At 67.5% G+C, this 15022-nt stretch carries 16 protein-coding genes; 3 read left to right on the forward strand and 13 right to left on the reverse strand.

Features of this window, described 5'->3' with window-relative positions:
• Positions 1-19: 19 nt before the first annotated feature.
• From ACAG24_RS08260 to ACAG24_RS08290, 7 genes are all read right to left on the reverse strand, one after another.
• On the reverse strand, positions 20-1231 hold the full coding sequence (locus ACAG24_RS08260; protein ID WP_370472297.1) for a hypothetical protein: 1212 nt from the start codon (positions 1229-1231) through the stop codon (positions 20-22).
• Between the two features lie 19 nt (positions 1232-1250).
• Positions 1251-2267 (reverse strand): NAD(P)/FAD-dependent oxidoreductase, encoded by a 1017-nt coding sequence (locus ACAG24_RS08265; RefSeq protein ID WP_370472296.1) that lies wholly within the window; start codon positions 2265-2267, stop codon positions 1251-1253.
• Positions 2264-2773, reverse strand: a complete 510-nt coding sequence (locus tag ACAG24_RS08270) for an isoprenylcysteine carboxyl methyltransferase family protein (RefSeq protein ID WP_370472295.1) — start codon at positions 2771-2773, stop codon at positions 2264-2266. Before ACAG24_RS08270 ends, ACAG24_RS08265 begins: the two co-directional genes overlap by 4 nt.
• A gap of 2 nt (positions 2774-2775) precedes the next feature.
• Entirely contained in the window at positions 2776-3828 is a 1053-nt protein-coding gene (locus ACAG24_RS08275; protein WP_370472294.1) for a type III polyketide synthase, read from the reverse strand.
• On the reverse strand, positions 3825-5948 hold the full coding sequence (locus ACAG24_RS08280) for an MMPL family transporter (protein WP_370472638.1): 2124 nt from the start codon (positions 5946-5948) through the stop codon (positions 3825-3827). The genes ACAG24_RS08275 and ACAG24_RS08280 overlap by 4 nt, the downstream gene beginning before the upstream one ends.
• Before the next feature lie 136 nt (positions 5949-6084).
• Positions 6085-6648 carry a TetR/AcrR family transcriptional regulator gene (locus tag ACAG24_RS08285; RefSeq protein WP_370472293.1) on the reverse strand — a complete coding sequence of 188 codons (564 nt, stop codon included), beginning with the start codon at positions 6646-6648 and terminating at the stop codon, positions 6085-6087.
• Between the two features lie 36 nt (positions 6649-6684).
• On the reverse strand, positions 6685-7446 hold the full coding sequence (locus ACAG24_RS08290; protein ID WP_370472292.1) for an HAD family hydrolase: 762 nt from the start codon (positions 7444-7446) through the stop codon (positions 6685-6687).
• A 69-nt stretch (positions 7447-7515) separates the two neighbouring features.
• On the opposite strand from ACAG24_RS08290, the gene ACAG24_RS08295 reads away from it, so the two are divergent.
• Both ACAG24_RS08295 and ACAG24_RS08300 read left to right on the forward strand, forming a co-directional pair.
• Positions 7516-8148, forward strand: a complete 633-nt coding sequence (locus ACAG24_RS08295; protein ID WP_370472291.1) for a response regulator — start codon at positions 7516-7518, stop codon at positions 8146-8148.
• A complete protein-coding gene (locus ACAG24_RS08300; RefSeq protein WP_370472290.1) occupies positions 8145-9359 on the forward strand; it encodes a GAF domain-containing sensor histidine kinase in 1215 nt (404 codons plus the stop codon). The genes ACAG24_RS08295 and ACAG24_RS08300 overlap by 4 nt, the downstream gene beginning before the upstream one ends.
• On the opposite strand, the gene ACAG24_RS08305 is transcribed toward ACAG24_RS08300, so the two are convergent.
• The 6 genes from ACAG24_RS08305 to secY form a co-directional block, all read right to left on the reverse strand.
• On the reverse strand, positions 9356-9853 hold the full coding sequence (locus ACAG24_RS08305) for a MarR family transcriptional regulator (protein ID WP_370472289.1): 498 nt from the start codon (positions 9851-9853) through the stop codon (positions 9356-9358). The two genes, ACAG24_RS08300 and ACAG24_RS08305, sit on opposite strands and share 4 nt — an antisense overlap.
• Before the next feature lie 6 nt (positions 9854-9859).
• Complete coding sequence (locus ACAG24_RS08310) at positions 9860-10570, reverse strand: anti-sigma factor family protein (protein WP_370472288.1); 711 nt, start codon at positions 10568-10570, stop codon at positions 9860-9862.
• A complete protein-coding gene (locus tag ACAG24_RS08315; RefSeq protein WP_445206182.1) occupies positions 10567-11058 on the reverse strand; it encodes a sigma-70 family RNA polymerase sigma factor in 492 nt (163 codons plus the stop codon). Before ACAG24_RS08315 ends, ACAG24_RS08310 begins: the two co-directional genes overlap by 4 nt.
• A 78-nt stretch (positions 11059-11136) precedes the next feature.
• Positions 11137-11937, reverse strand: a complete 801-nt coding sequence (map, locus tag ACAG24_RS08320) for a type I methionyl aminopeptidase (protein ID WP_370472286.1) — start codon at positions 11935-11937, stop codon at positions 11137-11139.
• Positions 11938-12483 carry an adenylate kinase gene (locus ACAG24_RS08325; RefSeq protein ID WP_370472285.1) on the reverse strand — a complete coding sequence of 182 codons (546 nt, stop codon included), beginning with the start codon at positions 12481-12483 and terminating at the stop codon, positions 11938-11940.
• Between the two features lie 16 nt (positions 12484-12499).
• On the reverse strand, positions 12500-13837 hold the full coding sequence (secY, locus tag ACAG24_RS08330) for a preprotein translocase subunit SecY (protein WP_370472284.1): 1338 nt from the start codon (positions 13835-13837) through the stop codon (positions 12500-12502).
• 248 nt (positions 13838-14085) lie between these two features.
• On the opposite strand from secY, the gene ACAG24_RS08335 reads away from it, so the two are divergent.
• Positions 14086-15012 carry a class I SAM-dependent methyltransferase gene (locus ACAG24_RS08335; protein ID WP_370472283.1) on the forward strand — a complete coding sequence of 309 codons (927 nt, stop codon included), beginning with the start codon at positions 14086-14088 and terminating at the stop codon, positions 15010-15012.
• Positions 15013-15022: the final 10 nt, after the last annotated feature.

The following is a 15022-nucleotide window of genomic DNA, read 5'->3' on the forward strand; positions in this document are numbered from 1 at the left end:
GACCTCGCCGAATCTGAACTTATGTCCCGGATTTCGATCGATGATCGTGCCCATCTTCAGGTTCGGCACCGGCGGTGTCATCGTCGGTAGGTTCATTTCGGGTGGGCGCTTCCCTCTCGATTTGCTCCACACTCTCCTCGGCAGAGTCCTCTTCGGATTTCTCGGTGGCTTCCTCAGCGGCCAACTCCTGCTCCGACGCTTCTGCCACGGGAGTGTCCTCATCGGGGATGTCCTCTTCGGGAATGTCCCCTTTGGCGGGGTCCTCCTCGGGGGCGCTCAAGGTGGCGACCGGCACCGCCGCGCCCCGGTCGCCCATCTCGGACGGCTCCGAATCCACCGGGTCGACCGCGTTGATGGCGACGTCGAGCACCACATCGAATCCAGCGTTGGCGGTCATCAGGACGGTTTGGATCACACCCGACCCCAGGTTCACCACCGCACGCACAGGAGCCAGCGCGAGGTCACGCACCGCGCCCAGGACCGCCTCGATGAGTGGGCTGTCGGACGACTCGCCGAGCTGGGTGAAAAGTGCGCTTGCCCCGCCTAGCAGATTGGTGAGCTGAAAGGTCAACTCGCGCACAGCAATACCCGCGACATCGAATGCGGCGCCGCCAACCGTCTGGATCACCCGCAGACCGTTACCGATCACCAACTGTCCGCTGGCAAGTCCGGCCGAGAGCACTCCCGCGTAGGCGGGAACCGACAGCGGGGTGGTGAGCACGTTGGCACCGGCGATGAGCAGGTTGCGGCCAGAGCCGGTGAAAGCACCGCTGATCAACCTTCCCACCTGCTCGGTGGCCTCGGTGATGACGGCGTTGCCCAGGCCCAGGTTCTCCTCCAGCTTCGCCCATGCATCCACTGCCAAAGTGCGCACGATGGACAGCGACGCAGCGGCAGTCGGATCCGACATCGCATCGATCCAGCCCGTCAACGCCACGTCGAACAGCGTCTCGATACCCCCGGCAACGCCGATGAGGTCCCGGCCCGGTAGTCCGACGACGTCGGCGACGGTGACGGCCGCGGCGTCCAGGAACGCCTGCAGATTCGCGATGCCCACCTCGATCTCATCGGAAACTGCGCTGAGCCGGACGTCGGATACCACGGCGGGCGGGGCATCAGGCTTGGTGACGGTCAGGGCCGACGGGTTCGCTGCCACCGGCGCCAGGGCGATGGCCGAGGCGGCGCTCAGCGAGACGCCTACGGTGAGCAACGATCGGGCCGAGATGTCCATGGTGTTCTCCTGTCGGTATTCATGCGGCGAGTTGGTTGACGATTCCGTTGAACACCGCGGGCATCGCCCGCGCCGCCGGCACGATGCGGGAGCGGATCATCGGCATCGATCCGGCACGCACCAGACCTGCGGTGAGCAGTCGGTAGCGCCTCGTCAACGTGCGCCACTGACGGTCGTAGTCGCCGGGACTCTCGGCGACAACGCAATTCACCAGGGCCTGCGCTCCGCCGAAAGCCAGCCCCATCCCCTCACCCGTCAGCGCGTCGATGTAGCCGGCAGCGTCCCCGACGAGCAACACCCGGCCCGCCGACCTACGACGCGCCCCCTGCCGCAGCGGACCCGCCGCACGGTCCGGGCCGTGTGCAACGCCCGCGAACCGATCCGTGAGTTCCGGAAAGTCAGCAAGCTGCCGGTCGAAACCTCCACGAGTCGAACTGAGCACGGCGATGCCGACACAATCGGGGGCCACCGGTGTCACGTAGGCCTCGCTACCCGCCGCCCAGTGCACTTCGACGCGATCGCTCCACGGCGCAATCTGCACGTGCCGGCGGATGCCCCACCGGCGGTGATCCGTGCACGGTCGGGCGAGGCCGAGCGCGCTGCGGATCGGTGAGTGCAGACCGTCTGCAGCAGCGAGATATCTGGCACGAAACCCGCCGGCGCACACCGAATACGGATCCTGGGCGACCCGCTCGATCCGACCGTGGACACGCCGCACACCGGCCTCGTCGGCCGCGCGCAGCATCGCGGCATGCAGCACGGTGCGGCGTACGCCGCGGCCGGGTCCGGTTCGGAACGCCGCGTCGATCCGGTCGGCACCGTCGACGTACGCGATCCCCCGCAGCGGCATGCCCTGCGCAGACACGCCGAGCCGCTCCAGGTGCCGCAGGGTGTGCGGCAACATCCCCTCACCGCACGCCTTGTCCACCGCCCCGCAGCGCTTTTCGACGACGACGACTTCCAAACCAGCCTTGGCACCGTAGATCGCGGTCGCCAGCCCCGCGGGTCCGCCACCCGCGACCAGAAGGTCGATCATCGCAACCCCGCGAGCGCCGAGTTCTCGACCGCGATCCTGGTCCTCAGCAGCGCCGCATTGAGGATCGTGAACGTGACCGCGGTGATCCAGGCTCCGTGAACCAGCGGCAGCGCGAAACCTTCGACGACGACGGCGACGTAGTTGGGGTGCGGAATCAGCCGGTACGGGCCGCTGGTGACGCGTGCCGTACCGGGAACGACGATGACGCGGGTGTTCCATTGCGGGCCCAGCGTGTTGATGCACCACCACCGCAGTACCTGGGCAGCCACCACGAGCGCGAGCATCGGCAATCCCACAGCGGGGTCAAATGACCGGTGCAGAACGGCGGTCTCCAGCAGGCAGCCGGCCAGCAGCGCCGCATGCAACACCACCATCACCGGGTAGTGGCGGGCTCCGACCTCGATTCCGCCCCGCGACATACTCCACCGCCGATTCTTCTCGGCGACAGCCACTTCGACCAGCCGCTCAACGGCTACCGCTGCGACCAGCAGGACATACCAGGTCATGATCAACGCCAGCGCAGCAGCACGAGCTCAGAGCAGAAACCGGGGCCCATCGCGAGCATCAGCCCCCGAGTCCCCGCCGGCGGGCACTTCGCCATAGTGTCTCGCAGTACGTGCAGCACCGACGCCGACGACAGGTTGCCCACCTCGGCCAAGGATCGCCACGTCAATTCCAGTGCGTCGTCAGCCAGTCCGAGCGTCGACGTGATCGCCTCGATAACCTTCGGACCGCCGGGATGGCTGACCCATGTGCCGATGTCGTCGAAGTCGAGGCCGTGACCGTGCAGAAAGCCGGTGACGTCGGTGCCGAGATAGCGCTCGACGACCCGCGGCACATCTGGCGAGAGGATAAGGCGGAACCCGCTGTCGTCGACGTCCCAACCCATGGTGCGCAACGACTCTGGGTAGAGATGGCTTCGCGAGTCGATGACCTCTGGACCTGCGACGTGGTCGGCGCGCCGGTCTCCGACCGCCACGACTGCTGCCGCACCGTCGCCGAACAGACTGCTGCCCACCACGGTGGCCATCGACGGGTCGGTCTTGGACACCAGCGAACACAGCTCGACCGCGAGCAGAACCGCAACACCGTCGGGATTGCCGCGTAGATAATCGTGCAACCGGGCCACTCCCGCCGCGCCTGCGACGCAACCCAATCCGAACATCGGCACCCGCCGGACGTCGGGCCGCAAGCCCACCCTCGCCGCGATCCGGGCATCCAGCGAAGGCACCGCGATCCCGGTCACCGTGGTTGTCATGATCATGTCGACATCCGACGCACTCACGCCGGCGTCGTCGAGTGCACCCGCCAGCGCGGCGCTGCCGAGTTCCACCGCGTGCTCGATGAACACATCGTTCGCTCTGCCGAACCCGCTCAATCCGGCGTACTCGTCCAGCGGCAACACGAAGTGTCGGGTGTCCACCTTGGCGCTCCTGTGCAACGCGCGGATGCTGTTCCCGTACTCCTGGTAGCCCGGCATCGCGATGAGGGCCTCGGTGATCTCCGCCTGGGTGTAGCGATTCGGCGGCACTTCCCCCCGCACAGCAGCTACAACAGTCATGACGCTCTCCCTTCACTGAGGACGCGACCCGGTGTCACGTCGGCTCCTTCGTGCAGCCCGATACGGTTGTGCAACTGCGCCATCCATTTGGGCGCCCACCAGTTCCACTCACCGAGCGCATGCATGAACGCAGGCATCAAAGCCATCCGGACGAGTGTCGCGTCGGCCAGCACGGCCAGGGTCAGGCCGAGACCGAACATCCGCATGAACGACACCTCGGCGGCGATCAGTGCTGCGAACGAGATCGACATGACAAGCGCCGCGGCGGTGACGACCCTCCCGGTGCGCGCGATGCCGAGGGCGACGGCCTCGTCGTTCGGATGACCGTCGAGCCGGAACTCGCGGATGCGGGAGACGAGGAAGACTTCGTAGTCCATCGACAAGCCAAAGGCGATGCAGAACAGCAGCACAGGGATGTTGGCGACCAGCGTTCCCGTAGCTGTGGTGCCCAGGCCGCCCAGATGGCCATCCTGAAAGACCCACACCATCGCACCGAACGCGGCTGTGAGTGAAAGAATGTTGAGGACAAGCGCTTTGATGGGGATCGCGACGCTCCCGGTGAGCAGAAACAACAGCACGAACATGATCGCCGCGATAGCCCCGAGCACGATCGGGAGCCGTGACGTGATGGCCTCGACGCTGTCGCGGTTGGTTTGCGCGGTTCCGGTGAACATCACTTCGCGCCCCCCGGGTCCCTCGACGGCGTGCAGTGCGTCGAGCTGCCTTTCAGATGCCTGCGAGAACAACGGGGCCGTGCTCTGAACGGTCAGGAAGCCGCGGTCATCGGTGAATGTGAACGGCGACACCGCGGATACGTCGGCGACCCGGTCCAGCCGGCTCCGGTACGCCTCGGCATCAGCGGTGGACAGGCCGGCCGTGTCGGGGACGACGACGGTGACAGCTGTTGCGATACCGGCGAATTCGGCGCGCAACTGGTCACCGACCTGATGGGCGGACGCGTCGGCCGGCAGGACCCGATCGTCGGGGAATCCCCACGTGACCCCACCGAAGGGCGCTCCGAGAAGTACGAGCAGCGCGACGACCCCCAGCCCGAATGGCAGTGCGCGGCGCATGACGCGCTTCGTCCAGCGATACAGGAACTGTCCCTGCACCAGCCGCGATGGCGACTTCGGCCCCAAGGCGAAGCGGTCGAGGCGGTCTCCGAGCAGAGCGAGGGCGGCGGGAGTCACCAACAGCGCGGCGAGGGCGGCGAAACCGACCGTTGCCACTCCGGCGTAGGCGAACGATTTGAGGAAGTGCATCGGGAACAGCACCATGGCTGCCATCGACAACGCGACGATCGTGGCAGAGAAGACCACGGTCCGGCCGGCGGTCGCCATCATCGTCATCACGGCGTCGTGACGGTCCGCGCCGGCGGCCAGCTCGTCGCGGTACCGACTGATCATCAACAGCGTGTAGTCGATGGCCAGGGCGAGTCCCATTGCAGCGCTGAGGTTCAGCGCGAAGATCGACACATCGGTGAACAGCGTGACCGCGCGCAGTACCGCCAGGGCACCGACAACGGCCATGACGCCGACTGCGACGGGGATGGCCGCGGCCAGTAGACCGCCGAATACCCATACCAGCACCAGAAAGCTCAACGGGATTGCCAGCGACTCCATCAGCAGCAGATCGCGCTGGGACTGCTCGGTGATCTGGACGTCGACCATCGCAGCCCCGCCGGCAAGCACGGTGACGCCCTCGCGGTCGTAGGCCAGCCGGTCCGCCAGCTCCGTGCTGCGTCGCTGGATCTCACCGTCCTCGCCGTCGATGCCAGCGGCGATCAGACCGACCGTAGGCTTCCATGTCGACGACACCGTCGCGACGTACGGCGAACGTTCTAGCTCGGCCGCGATCTCTGCGCCGACTTGGCGCATCCGGTCGCCGTCCCGCCCGTCCTGCGCTGTGACGGCGATCAGCAGCTGCGATTCACCCTGCCCGAAGACGTCGGTCAGCATTTCGGATGCCCGCGCCGACTCCGCCGATGGATCTTCGAAACCGCACGCGCACAACGACTTCGCGACCGGAATTCCGAACAACCCTGCCGCGACCGTGGCGAGCAGCGCCACCACGAGGAAGTGCCGGGGAGCGGCGAGGGCCGCACCGGCCACGCGGGTCATTACCGTGCGTGTCCCGACTGGCTGAGCCACGGCGCCTCCTCGACTCAAGTCAACAATTGGTGACTTGCTGACAGTAAGCCGGTGTCCACCCGTTGTCAACGGTTGATGACTTAGGATGGTGCAGTGGTTCGCGGGGCTACGGCGCGGTGGACCCGAACAACAGATGGAGGATCACCGGACGGGCGAAGCGAATCAGCTCGTCATGGCTGAGGTTCGCGACCCCCGGGTTGGCCAGCACATAACGCGTGGTGGCCAAACCGATGACGAAAGCGCCCAGCATTCCTGCGCGCTGGGCAGGATGGTCCGGCGCCACAGAAGCCAGCGCCGGTGCCACCTGGGTGGCGAACACTCGACGCATGGTGTCGGCGGCCGATTCACTGGTCATCGCCGCGCGCAGCAGTGCAAGGAACGTGGTGTCCTGTTCCCACACCGCGAAGAAGCGTGAGAGAAGGACATCGGGCACGTCGTCTCTGCCGACCTCAGTCAGGTCAGGCAGCTCGATTCTGAACTCTGCGGCCTCGGCGAACAGGTTCTGCTTGTTTCCGAAGTAGCGGATGATCAACGCCGGATCGACACCGACGTCCGACGCGACGCCACGCAGAGTGGTCGCCTGGTAGCCCTCGGACCCGAATCGCCGCCGAGCGGCCTCGAGGATGTCGGCACGCGTCTGGAGCGCATTGCGCGATCGCCCCGGGCTCATTCGGGCAAGGATAGGCGCTAGGCGCGTGATCGCCGCTCAGGCGGCCGTCGGCCTCGGATGCGTCTGCCACCACACGTCGTGGGCACGTTGACAGTCGACCACCCGCAGTGGTGCCGAACCGTCATCGACCAGGACCGTCGCCAGCCCGGCCGCGGTGGCCGTGCGCTGGCTCACCTGCGACCCCGCGAACGCAAGTGAGTCGTGGGCCGGCGCACCGAGTTCGGCCAGCGCGGCCGCGTAGAGCTCGCCGCGCGGTGCGTCGTCGGTGGTCACCACCGCGCCGGCGATGCCCGTTCCGATCAGCTGCCGTACTAGCGGCTCCACCCAGGTGTGGCTGCCCGTGCTGACGATGCCGACCGCGACGCCGGCACCGTAGGCCTCGGTGATCAGGTCGACCATCCCGGGCCGGGCGGCGATGTCGGCATCGAGGATCGTCTCGTCGAGGATCATCGCCTTGGTCATGCAGATTTCGTCGACGAGCAGCTCGGCGAGCACGTCGCACTCGGTGCTCACGCCGCGTTTGCGCAGCTCGGCCGCGACCCGACGGCGTTCGTCGGTCAGGGCCTGCAGCTGGCGGTACCGCGCGACCGACCATTCGATGTCGAGTCCGAGCGACGCGAAGGCGGCGTTGAACGCGGGCCGGTGGCCCGCGCCCTCCACGTCGGCGAGCGCGTCGAGGTCGAAGAGGACCGCGCTGAGCGTCTTCAGGGGCTGCGGCGGCGTGGGCTCGGCCTCTCCGGAGGACCAGTCCCACCAGAACCGACCGGCACGCCATGCTTTCTGCTGTGAGGGCTGCACGAGGTAAATGGTGGCCCACGTCACACCCCGGGCACCTCCCCCACACGGGGGATTCCTTACAGTGGGGCGATGCAGGGCGCCCATCCGGTGCGAATAGTGCTGGTCGACGACCACGAGATGGTCATCGAAGGCCTCAAGGCGATGTTGGCCGCGTTCGGTAGTCGCGTCACCGTCGTCGGCCAGGCAGTGGGCGCGGACCGGGTGATGAGCGTGGTGGCCGACCTGGACCCCGACATCGTTCTCTGTGACGTCCGCATGCAGGGCTCCAGCGGCCTGGACGTGTGCCGGCACCTGCGATCCCGCGAGCCCGACCGCAAGGTGGTGATGCTGTCGGTCTACGACGACGAGCAGTACCTGTTCCAGGCCCTTCGGGTGGGTGCGTCCGGATATCTGCTGAAGAGCATCAGCAGCGAGGAGCTGGTCCGCCAGCTCGAACTGGTGCACGGCGGCCAGACCGCGATCGATCCGAGCATGGCGTCCCGCGTTGTGGAGTGGCCGGGCGCCCGGCAGGGACTCACCCAGCGCGAGAGCGAGATCTTGGAACTGGTGGTCAACGGCCTGTCCAACCGCGCGATCGCGGCGAAGCTCGTGATCGGCGACGAGACCGTCAAGACGCACCTGAGCTCGATCTACCGCAAGCTCAGCGTCAGCGACCGCACCGGCGCGGTGGCGACCGCCCTGCGTGAGGGGATCTTCCAGTGACGCGGCCGTTGCTGACCGCCGACCGCGAGTTGGCATTGCTGCGCGAGCTGATCCAGGCCGCCTCCAGCGGGCCGGGCGTCGAACCGCTGGCGGCCGCGGCGGCCAGGATGATCACCGCGGCCACCGACAGTGACGTCTGCTTCGTGCACGTGCTCGACGACACGGAACGGTCGCTGACGCTCGCCGGCGCGACACCGCCGTTCGACTCCGAGGTCGGCAAGATCAGACTGCCTCTGGGACAGGGTATTTCGGGATGGGTGGCCAGCCACCGGGAGCCGGTGGTGATCAGGACGGACAAGGAGTCCGACCCGCGCTACCTGCCGTTCCGCTCGCTGCGCGGCCGGGACTTCACGTCGATGGTGTCGGTCCCGATGGAGACCGATCCAGGCGGACTCGTCGGCGTCCTGAACGTGCACACCGTCGCCGAGCGTGAATTCCGCGACCGCGACGTGGAGATGCTGCTGGTGATCGGCAGGCTGATCGCCGGCGCCATGCACCAGGCCCGGTTGCATCGGCAGTTGGTCGCGCGCGAACGCGCGCACGAGAATTTCGTGGAACAGGTCATCGAGGCCCAGGAGCTGGAGCGCCGCAGGCTCGCCGGCGACATCCACGACGGCATTTCGCAGCGGCTCGTGACACTGTCCTATCGCCTCGACGCGGCCGCGCAGGCCGCGAAGTCGCCCGACGACCGCGCCGCGCTGACCGAGCAGCTCGACCGCGCACGGGAACTCGCCGACCTGACGCTGCAGGAGGCGCGGGCCGCGATCAGCGGGCTCCGTCCGCCGGTGCTCGACGACCTGGGGCTCTCCGGCGGGCTGGCCAGCCTGGCCCGGTCGATCCCGCAGATCGGCATCGAGGTCACCCTTGCCGAGGACCGGGTGCCCGACCACATCGAGCTGGCGCTGTACCGCATCGCGCAGGAGTGTCTGCAGAACGTCGTCAAGCACGCCCGCGCCGACCATGCCCGGCTCACGTTCGCCGTGGACAGGACCGAGAACGGTGAGGTCGCGCGGCTGGAGATCGTCGACGACGGCGTTGGCTTCGACACCTTGGAGCGCCCGCTGGGCGGCGACGAGATGGGCGGCTACGGGCTGCTGTCGATGGCCGAGCGCGCCGAGATCGTCGGCGGAAGGCTCCACATCCGCTCGCGCCCCGGCAACGGCACCGCGGTGACGGCGACGATCCCGGTTCCCTCCAGCGCCGACCGCTAGAAGTCGCCTGCGCTGCGTCGGAGCGTCTCGATCGACGCCGCGAGTGTGCGGGACTGCTCGTCGGAGATGCCGATGTCACCGAAGACGTCCTTGTTGAGCGTGACCGTCGCGTCCTCGACGGTGGAGCGGCCGAGGTCGGTGATCCGCACCAGCGTGGTGCGTCCGTCGGTCGGGTGCGGAAGCCGTTCGACGAGGCCGTCGGACTCCAGCCGCCGTATCGCGTGCGTGACGCTGGTGACATGCACTTGCAGCCGGTCGGAAGCTTTGGTGATCGGAAGCGCCCCGGTGCGGCTGAATGCCAAGAGGCGCAGCAGCTCGTAGCGCGAGAAGCTCAGGTCGTAGGGACGCAGCGCGGTCTCGACGCGGGCCAGCAGGATCTGGTGGGCGCGCATCACCGACGTCACCGCCACCATCCCGTCGGCGACATCGCTCCAGCCCGAGCGCTCCCAGTTGTCGCGCGCGATGGCGATCGGGTCCCGCCGCTCGGATGCCACGCCTCTTTATATCTGCTTCTCGAGCAGCACAGTGCCGTCGGTGGTCGAAACCAGTTGCACAGCAGCGATTTCGTCCCTGCCCATCGGGGTGGTGCCGCTCGGCAGAGCCGTGGCGCCGGACAGGCCCAGCCAGGTGGCGATCTGCTGCCGGCTGCCGTCGTCGCCGATCACCACCATGCCGAGGTCCTGCGGCGTGACGCCGTGAGGACTCTGACCCCAGTCGCCGTACGAACACTCCATGTCGATGCGGGTGCCCCAGCCGTAGCCGGTCAGCGCAACGCTCGCGTTGATCGGGGTCTCGGAGACCTTGCTCATGCCGAGCATCTGCGCGGTCGGCTGTTGTGTTGGCGCCCTGTGAAATCCGAAGACCTCCGGCCGGACGGCGACCACCAGTGCGAGGGCCGTCAACACCGCGGCCACCCCGACAGCCGACATCGTCGCCCGGCGGGCCCGGCGCCTGCGCACACCGGCGCGGTCGATGACCGAGGTGAGTACCCCGGGCCGCAGCGGCGGGTCGGGTGCTTCGTCGTCGAGTGCACCGACCTCATCGAGGTCGAGCATCGACAGCAGAGCCGGCATGCCGCCGAGTTCGGCGACCGCCGTGCGGCAACGGGTGCACGATTGCAGGTGCGCCTCGTACTCCCGCCGTTCGTCACCGGACAGCGCACCCAGCACGTAGGCGGCGTCCCACGTCAGGTAGGTGTCATCACTCATCATCGAGTCACCCCCATCTCCTGTAGGCCGAGCCGCAGCGCGCGGACGGCGTAGTGCAGCCGGGACTTCACGGTTCCCTCCGGGATCTGCAGATCGGCTGCGATCTGCCCGGTCGTCCAGCCCTGGTAGTAGGCCCGCCGAATCACCGCGCGGTGTTCGTCGGAGAGCTGGCGCAGCGCTGTGCCCACCAGGATGCGGTCCAGCGCCGTGTCCACTTCATCGGGCGAGGCCACGTCTGCGGCGAGCTCGGGGTCGGGCACGCCCGTCTCGTGCCGGAACCGGGCACTGCGACGTTCGTCGATGATCATGTTGCGCGCGACGGTGAACAGCCACGCCCTGGCAGAACGGTCCACGTCGGCGGTGACATCGGGGTGTCGCCACGCGCGCAGCAGCGTCTCCTGAACCACGTCCTCGGCCCGCGACCGGTCCCCGGTGAGCCGCAGCGCATAGCGCCACAGGGCGGCGGCGTGCTCGGTGTAGAGCGCGCGCATCACCGCGGCTTCGGGGTCGTTCCGGTGGTTCACTGCAGCCATCCTCCGCCGATGACACGACGGCGACGGCCGCTCGGTTCAGCGCGCTGTCAGGATGCGGGGTCCGTCGTCAGTGACCGCGACGGTGTGCTCCCAGTGTGCGGCGCGGGACCCGTCGGTGGTGACGACCGTCCAGTTGTCGTCCAGCACAGCCGTTTTGCGGGTGCCGAGGGTGAGCATCGGCTCGATGGCCAACACGGAGCCGACGGCCAGATACGGTCCGCGCCCGGGTGAGCCCTCGTTGGGCAGGAACGGATCCATGTGCATCTCGCGGCCGATGCCGTGCCCGCCGTAGCCGGCGACGATGCCGAATGTGCGGCCGTAGCGGGCCTCGGCGGCTTTGGTGCCCTGCTCGATGGCGTGGGAGACATCGGTCAGGCGGTTGCCGGGGATCATGGCGGCGATGCCGGCCTCCATCGAATCCCGTGTCGCGGCCGACAGCACCTCGTCGGCGGGGATCAGCTCGCCGACGCCGAAGGTGAACGCCGAGTCGCCGTGCCAGCCGTCCAGGATCGCGCCGCAGTCGATCGACACCAGATCGCCCGCGGCCAGCTTTTCGGCGTCGTTCGGGATGCCGTGCACGACGCGGTCGTTGACCGACGAACAGATGGTGGCGGGAAAGCCGTGGTAGCCGAGGAACGACGGGGTGCCTCCCCCGTCGCGGATCACCGACTCGGCGACGGCGTCGAGCTCAAGGGTCGACACACCCGGCGCGGCGGCCGCCTGCACGGCTTTCAATGCGGCGGCAACGAGTGCGCCCGCCGCGGCCATCGCATCGAGTTCGCCGGCGGTGCGCTGCGGAACAACCTTGCGGCTGCGCAGTCCGGGCAGAGAAACCATCTAGCGGCCGAGGGCCTTCAGCGCGCGGGCGAACACCTCGTCGAGCTCACCGACGGCGTCGACCGTCTTGAGGTCGTCGGAGTAGAAGTCGAGCAGCGGTGCGGTCTCGTCGCGGTAGACCTTGAACCGGTTGCGGATGACGTCCTCGGTGTCGTCGGCGCGGCCGCGACCCTGCAGGCGGGACACGAGCTCTTCCTCGGGCACCCGGAACTCCAGCACCGCATCCAGCGCCAGACCGCGCTTCTGGAGCATCTGGGCGAGCGCTTCGGCCTGCTCGACCGAGCGCGGGAAGCCGTCGAGGATGAAGCCCTGCTTGGCGTCGTCGTCGTCCAGCCGGTCGTCGACCAGCGCGTTGGTGAGCGTGGCCGGAACCAGGTCGCCGGCGTCGAGGTACTTCTTCGCCTCGACGCCCAGCTCGGTGTTGTTGCTGATGTTGTACCGGAACAGGTCGCCGGTGGAGACGTGCGGGACGCCCAGCTTGTCGGCCAGCTTCTCCGCCTGAGTTCCCTTGCCCGCACCCGGCGGTCCCAACAACACGATTCTCAACGTAGGAAACCCTCTCTCACTTCAGAAAACCTTCGTAGTTGCGCTGCATCAGCTGGCTTTCGATCTGCTTCACGGTGTCCAGGCCGACGCCCACGGCGATGAGGACAGCCGTACCGCCGAACGGCAGGTTCTGCACCGAGCCGGTGTTGCCGATCTCCAGGAAGAGGTTCGGCAGGACGGCGATGACGCCCAGGTAGATCGAGCCCGGAAGGGTGATCCTCGACAGGACGAAGCTCAGGTATTCGGCGGTCGGCTTGCCCGGGCGGATGCCGGGGATGAAGCCGCCGTACTTCTTCATCTCGTCGGCACGTTCCTCGGGGTTGAACGTGATGGACACATAGAAGTAGGTGAAGAAGATGATCAGGCCGAAGTAGATCGCGATGTAGACCGGGCTGCTCGGGTCGGTCAGGTAGTCGGCCACGAAGGTCTGCCACCACCCCGTGCTCGGGTTGGAGCTGCCGCTGGTGATCAGCTGCGTGATCAGGTGCGGGATGTAGATCAGCGACGACGCGAAGATGACCGGGATGACGCCTGCCTGGTTCACCTTCAGCGGCAGGTAGGTCGACGTGCCGCCGTACATCTTGCGGCCGACCATGCGCTTGGCGTACTGCACGGGGATACGGCGCTGGCCCTGCTCGACGAAGACCACGCCGATGACGATCACCAGGGCCGCCACGCAGACCAGCGTGAAGACCATGCCGCCGCGGCTGTCCAGGATGTTCTTGCCTTCGCCGGGGATCGCCGAGGCGATGCTGGCGAAGATGATCAGCGACATGCCGTTGCCGACGCCGCGCTCGGTGACGAGCTCACCCATCCACATGACCAGCGCGGCACCGGCGGTCATGACGATGACGATGACCGCCAGCGTCCAGATGTTGAGGCCTTCGCTCTGCCCCTGGATGATGTCGAGGGAGCAGCCCTGCAGCAGGCCGCCGTTGGCGGCGAGCGCGACGATGCTGGTCGCCTGCAGGATCGCCAGCGCGATCGCGAGGTAACGCGTGTACTGCGTCAGTTTCGTCTGGCCCGCCTGGCCCTCCTTGCGGAGCTGTTCGAAGCGGGGGATGACGACACCGAGCAGCTGCACGATGATGCTGGCGGTGATGTAGGGCATGATGCCCACCGCGAACACCGAAAGCTGTAGGAGCGCGCCGCCGGAGAACAGGTTGATCAGCGAGTAGATCTGACCCGACTCCCCGCCGCTGACCTGCGCGATGCACTGCTGCACGTTGGGGTAGTTCACACCGGGGGACGGGATGGAGGCACCGACCCGGTAAAGGATCACGATGCCCAGCGTGAACAGGATCTTTCGTCTCAGATCGACTGTCCGCAAGGACGAGATGAAGGCCGAGAGCACTCTTTCCTCCTGCACGGCCGTGCTGTCGATCGCGGCGTGCTCGTGTAGCTGGCGTCACCAGTCGTGGTCAAGTCGTATAGCGCGACCGTATGAGCAGGCGAAATAACCTGCCCGAGTCGCGCGTTCAAACAGTCTACGAGACTAACAGTTGCAGGTTCTCCCGCCCGAATCCCGCCGCTCAGTCGATGCTCAGCTTCGGCGCGTACCGTGGCGACAGTTGTTAATTCATCTAATTAAAAGGACGTGACATGCCCCGTACCGCAGACGACACCTGGGACCTCGCCTCCAGCGTGGGGGCCACCGCCACCATGGTCGCCGCGGCCCGCGCAGTGGCCACCCGGGCCGAGCAGCCCGTGATCAACGATCCGTTCGCCGAACCGCTCGTGCGCGCCGTCGGTGTCGACTTCTTCAGCCGCCTCGCCAGCGGTGAACTGACCCCGGCGGATCTGGACACCGGCGAGGCCGGCGAGTCGCCCGTCGGGATGAGCCGTTTCGCCGACGGCATGGCCGCCCGCACCCGGTTCTTCGACGACTTCTTCGCCGACGCGGTCGCCTCCGGTGTCCGACAGGCCGTGATCCTCGCCTCGGGGCTCGACGCCCGCGGGTACCGCCTCACCTGGCCCGAGGACATGACGCTGTTCGAGATCGACCAGCCCGACGTCATCGAGTTCAAGGCCACCACGCTCGCCGGACTCGGCGCCCAGCCGTCGACGAACCTCAAGACGGTCGCGGTGGATCTGCGCAACGACTGGCCTGCCGCCCTCGCAGAGGCCGGTTTCGACGCGAGTGCTCCGACGGCGTGGATTGCCGAGGGCCTGCTCGGCTACCTGCCGCCCGACGCGCAGGACCGCCTCCTGGACACCATCGGGGAGCTCAGCGCGCCCGGCAGCAGGCTCGCGGTGGAGGCCGTGCCGTCCCACCACGACGCCGACCAGGAGGAGATGCGCGAGAAGATGCAGCAGTCGACCGACCGCTGGCGCGATCACGGCTTCGATCTGGACTTCTCCGAGTTGGTTTTCCTGGGTGACCGCAACGAGGTCACCGGATATCTGCGCGCGCAGGGCTGGACGGTCGAGGGCACACCGACCAACGATCTTCTGGTGCGCTACGGACTGGCCCCGCTCGACAGCGACGAAGGTTTCGCCGACGTCGTCTACGTCAGCGCGAGCAAGTAGGGAACCGGGG

The sequence above is a fragment of the Mycobacterium bulgaricum genome, from assembly GCF_041287165.2.
GTDB lineage: Bacteria > Actinomycetota > Actinomycetes > Mycobacteriales > Mycobacteriaceae > Mycobacterium > Mycobacterium bulgaricum.

Excerpts from the sequence above, each read along its gene's own strand:
- ACAG24_RS08260 (WP_370472297.1), bottom strand. The coding sequence starts at position 1,231 with ATGGACATCTCGGCCCGATCGTTGCTCACCGTAGGCGTCTCGCTGAGC.
- ACAG24_RS08265 (WP_370472296.1), bottom strand. The coding sequence starts at position 2,267 with ATGATCGACCTTCTGGTCGCGGGTGGCGGACCCGCGGGGCTGGCGACC.
- ACAG24_RS08270 (WP_370472295.1), bottom strand. The coding sequence starts at position 2,773 with ATGACCTGGTATGTCCTGCTGGTCGCAGCGGTAGCCGTTGAGCGGCTG.
- ACAG24_RS08275 (WP_370472294.1), bottom strand. The coding sequence starts at position 3,828 with ATGACTGTTGTAGCTGCTGTGCGGGGGGAAGTGCCGCCGAATCGCTAC.
- ACAG24_RS08280 (WP_370472638.1), bottom strand. The coding sequence starts at position 5,948 with ATGACCCGCGTGGCCGGTGCGGCCCTCGCCGCTCCCCGGCACTTCCTC.
- ACAG24_RS08285 (WP_370472293.1), bottom strand. The coding sequence starts at position 6,648 with ATGAGCCCGGGGCGATCGCGCAATGCGCTCCAGACGCGTGCCGACATC.
- ACAG24_RS08295 (WP_370472291.1), top strand. The coding sequence starts at position 7,516 with ATGCAGGGCGCCCATCCGGTGCGAATAGTGCTGGTCGACGACCACGAG.
- ACAG24_RS08310 (WP_370472288.1), bottom strand. The coding sequence starts at position 10,570 with ATGATGAGTGATGACACCTACCTGACGTGGGACGCCGCCTACGTGCTG.
- ACAG24_RS08315 (WP_445206182.1), bottom strand. The coding sequence starts at position 11,058 with ATGCGCGCGCTCTACACCGAGCACGCCGCCGCCCTGTGGCGCTATGCG.
- map (WP_370472286.1), bottom strand. The coding sequence starts at position 11,937 with ATGGTTTCTCTGCCCGGACTGCGCAGCCGCAAGGTTGTTCCGCAGCGC.
- ACAG24_RS08335 (WP_370472283.1), top strand. The coding sequence starts at position 14,086 with ATGCCCCGTACCGCAGACGACACCTGGGACCTCGCCTCCAGCGTGGGG.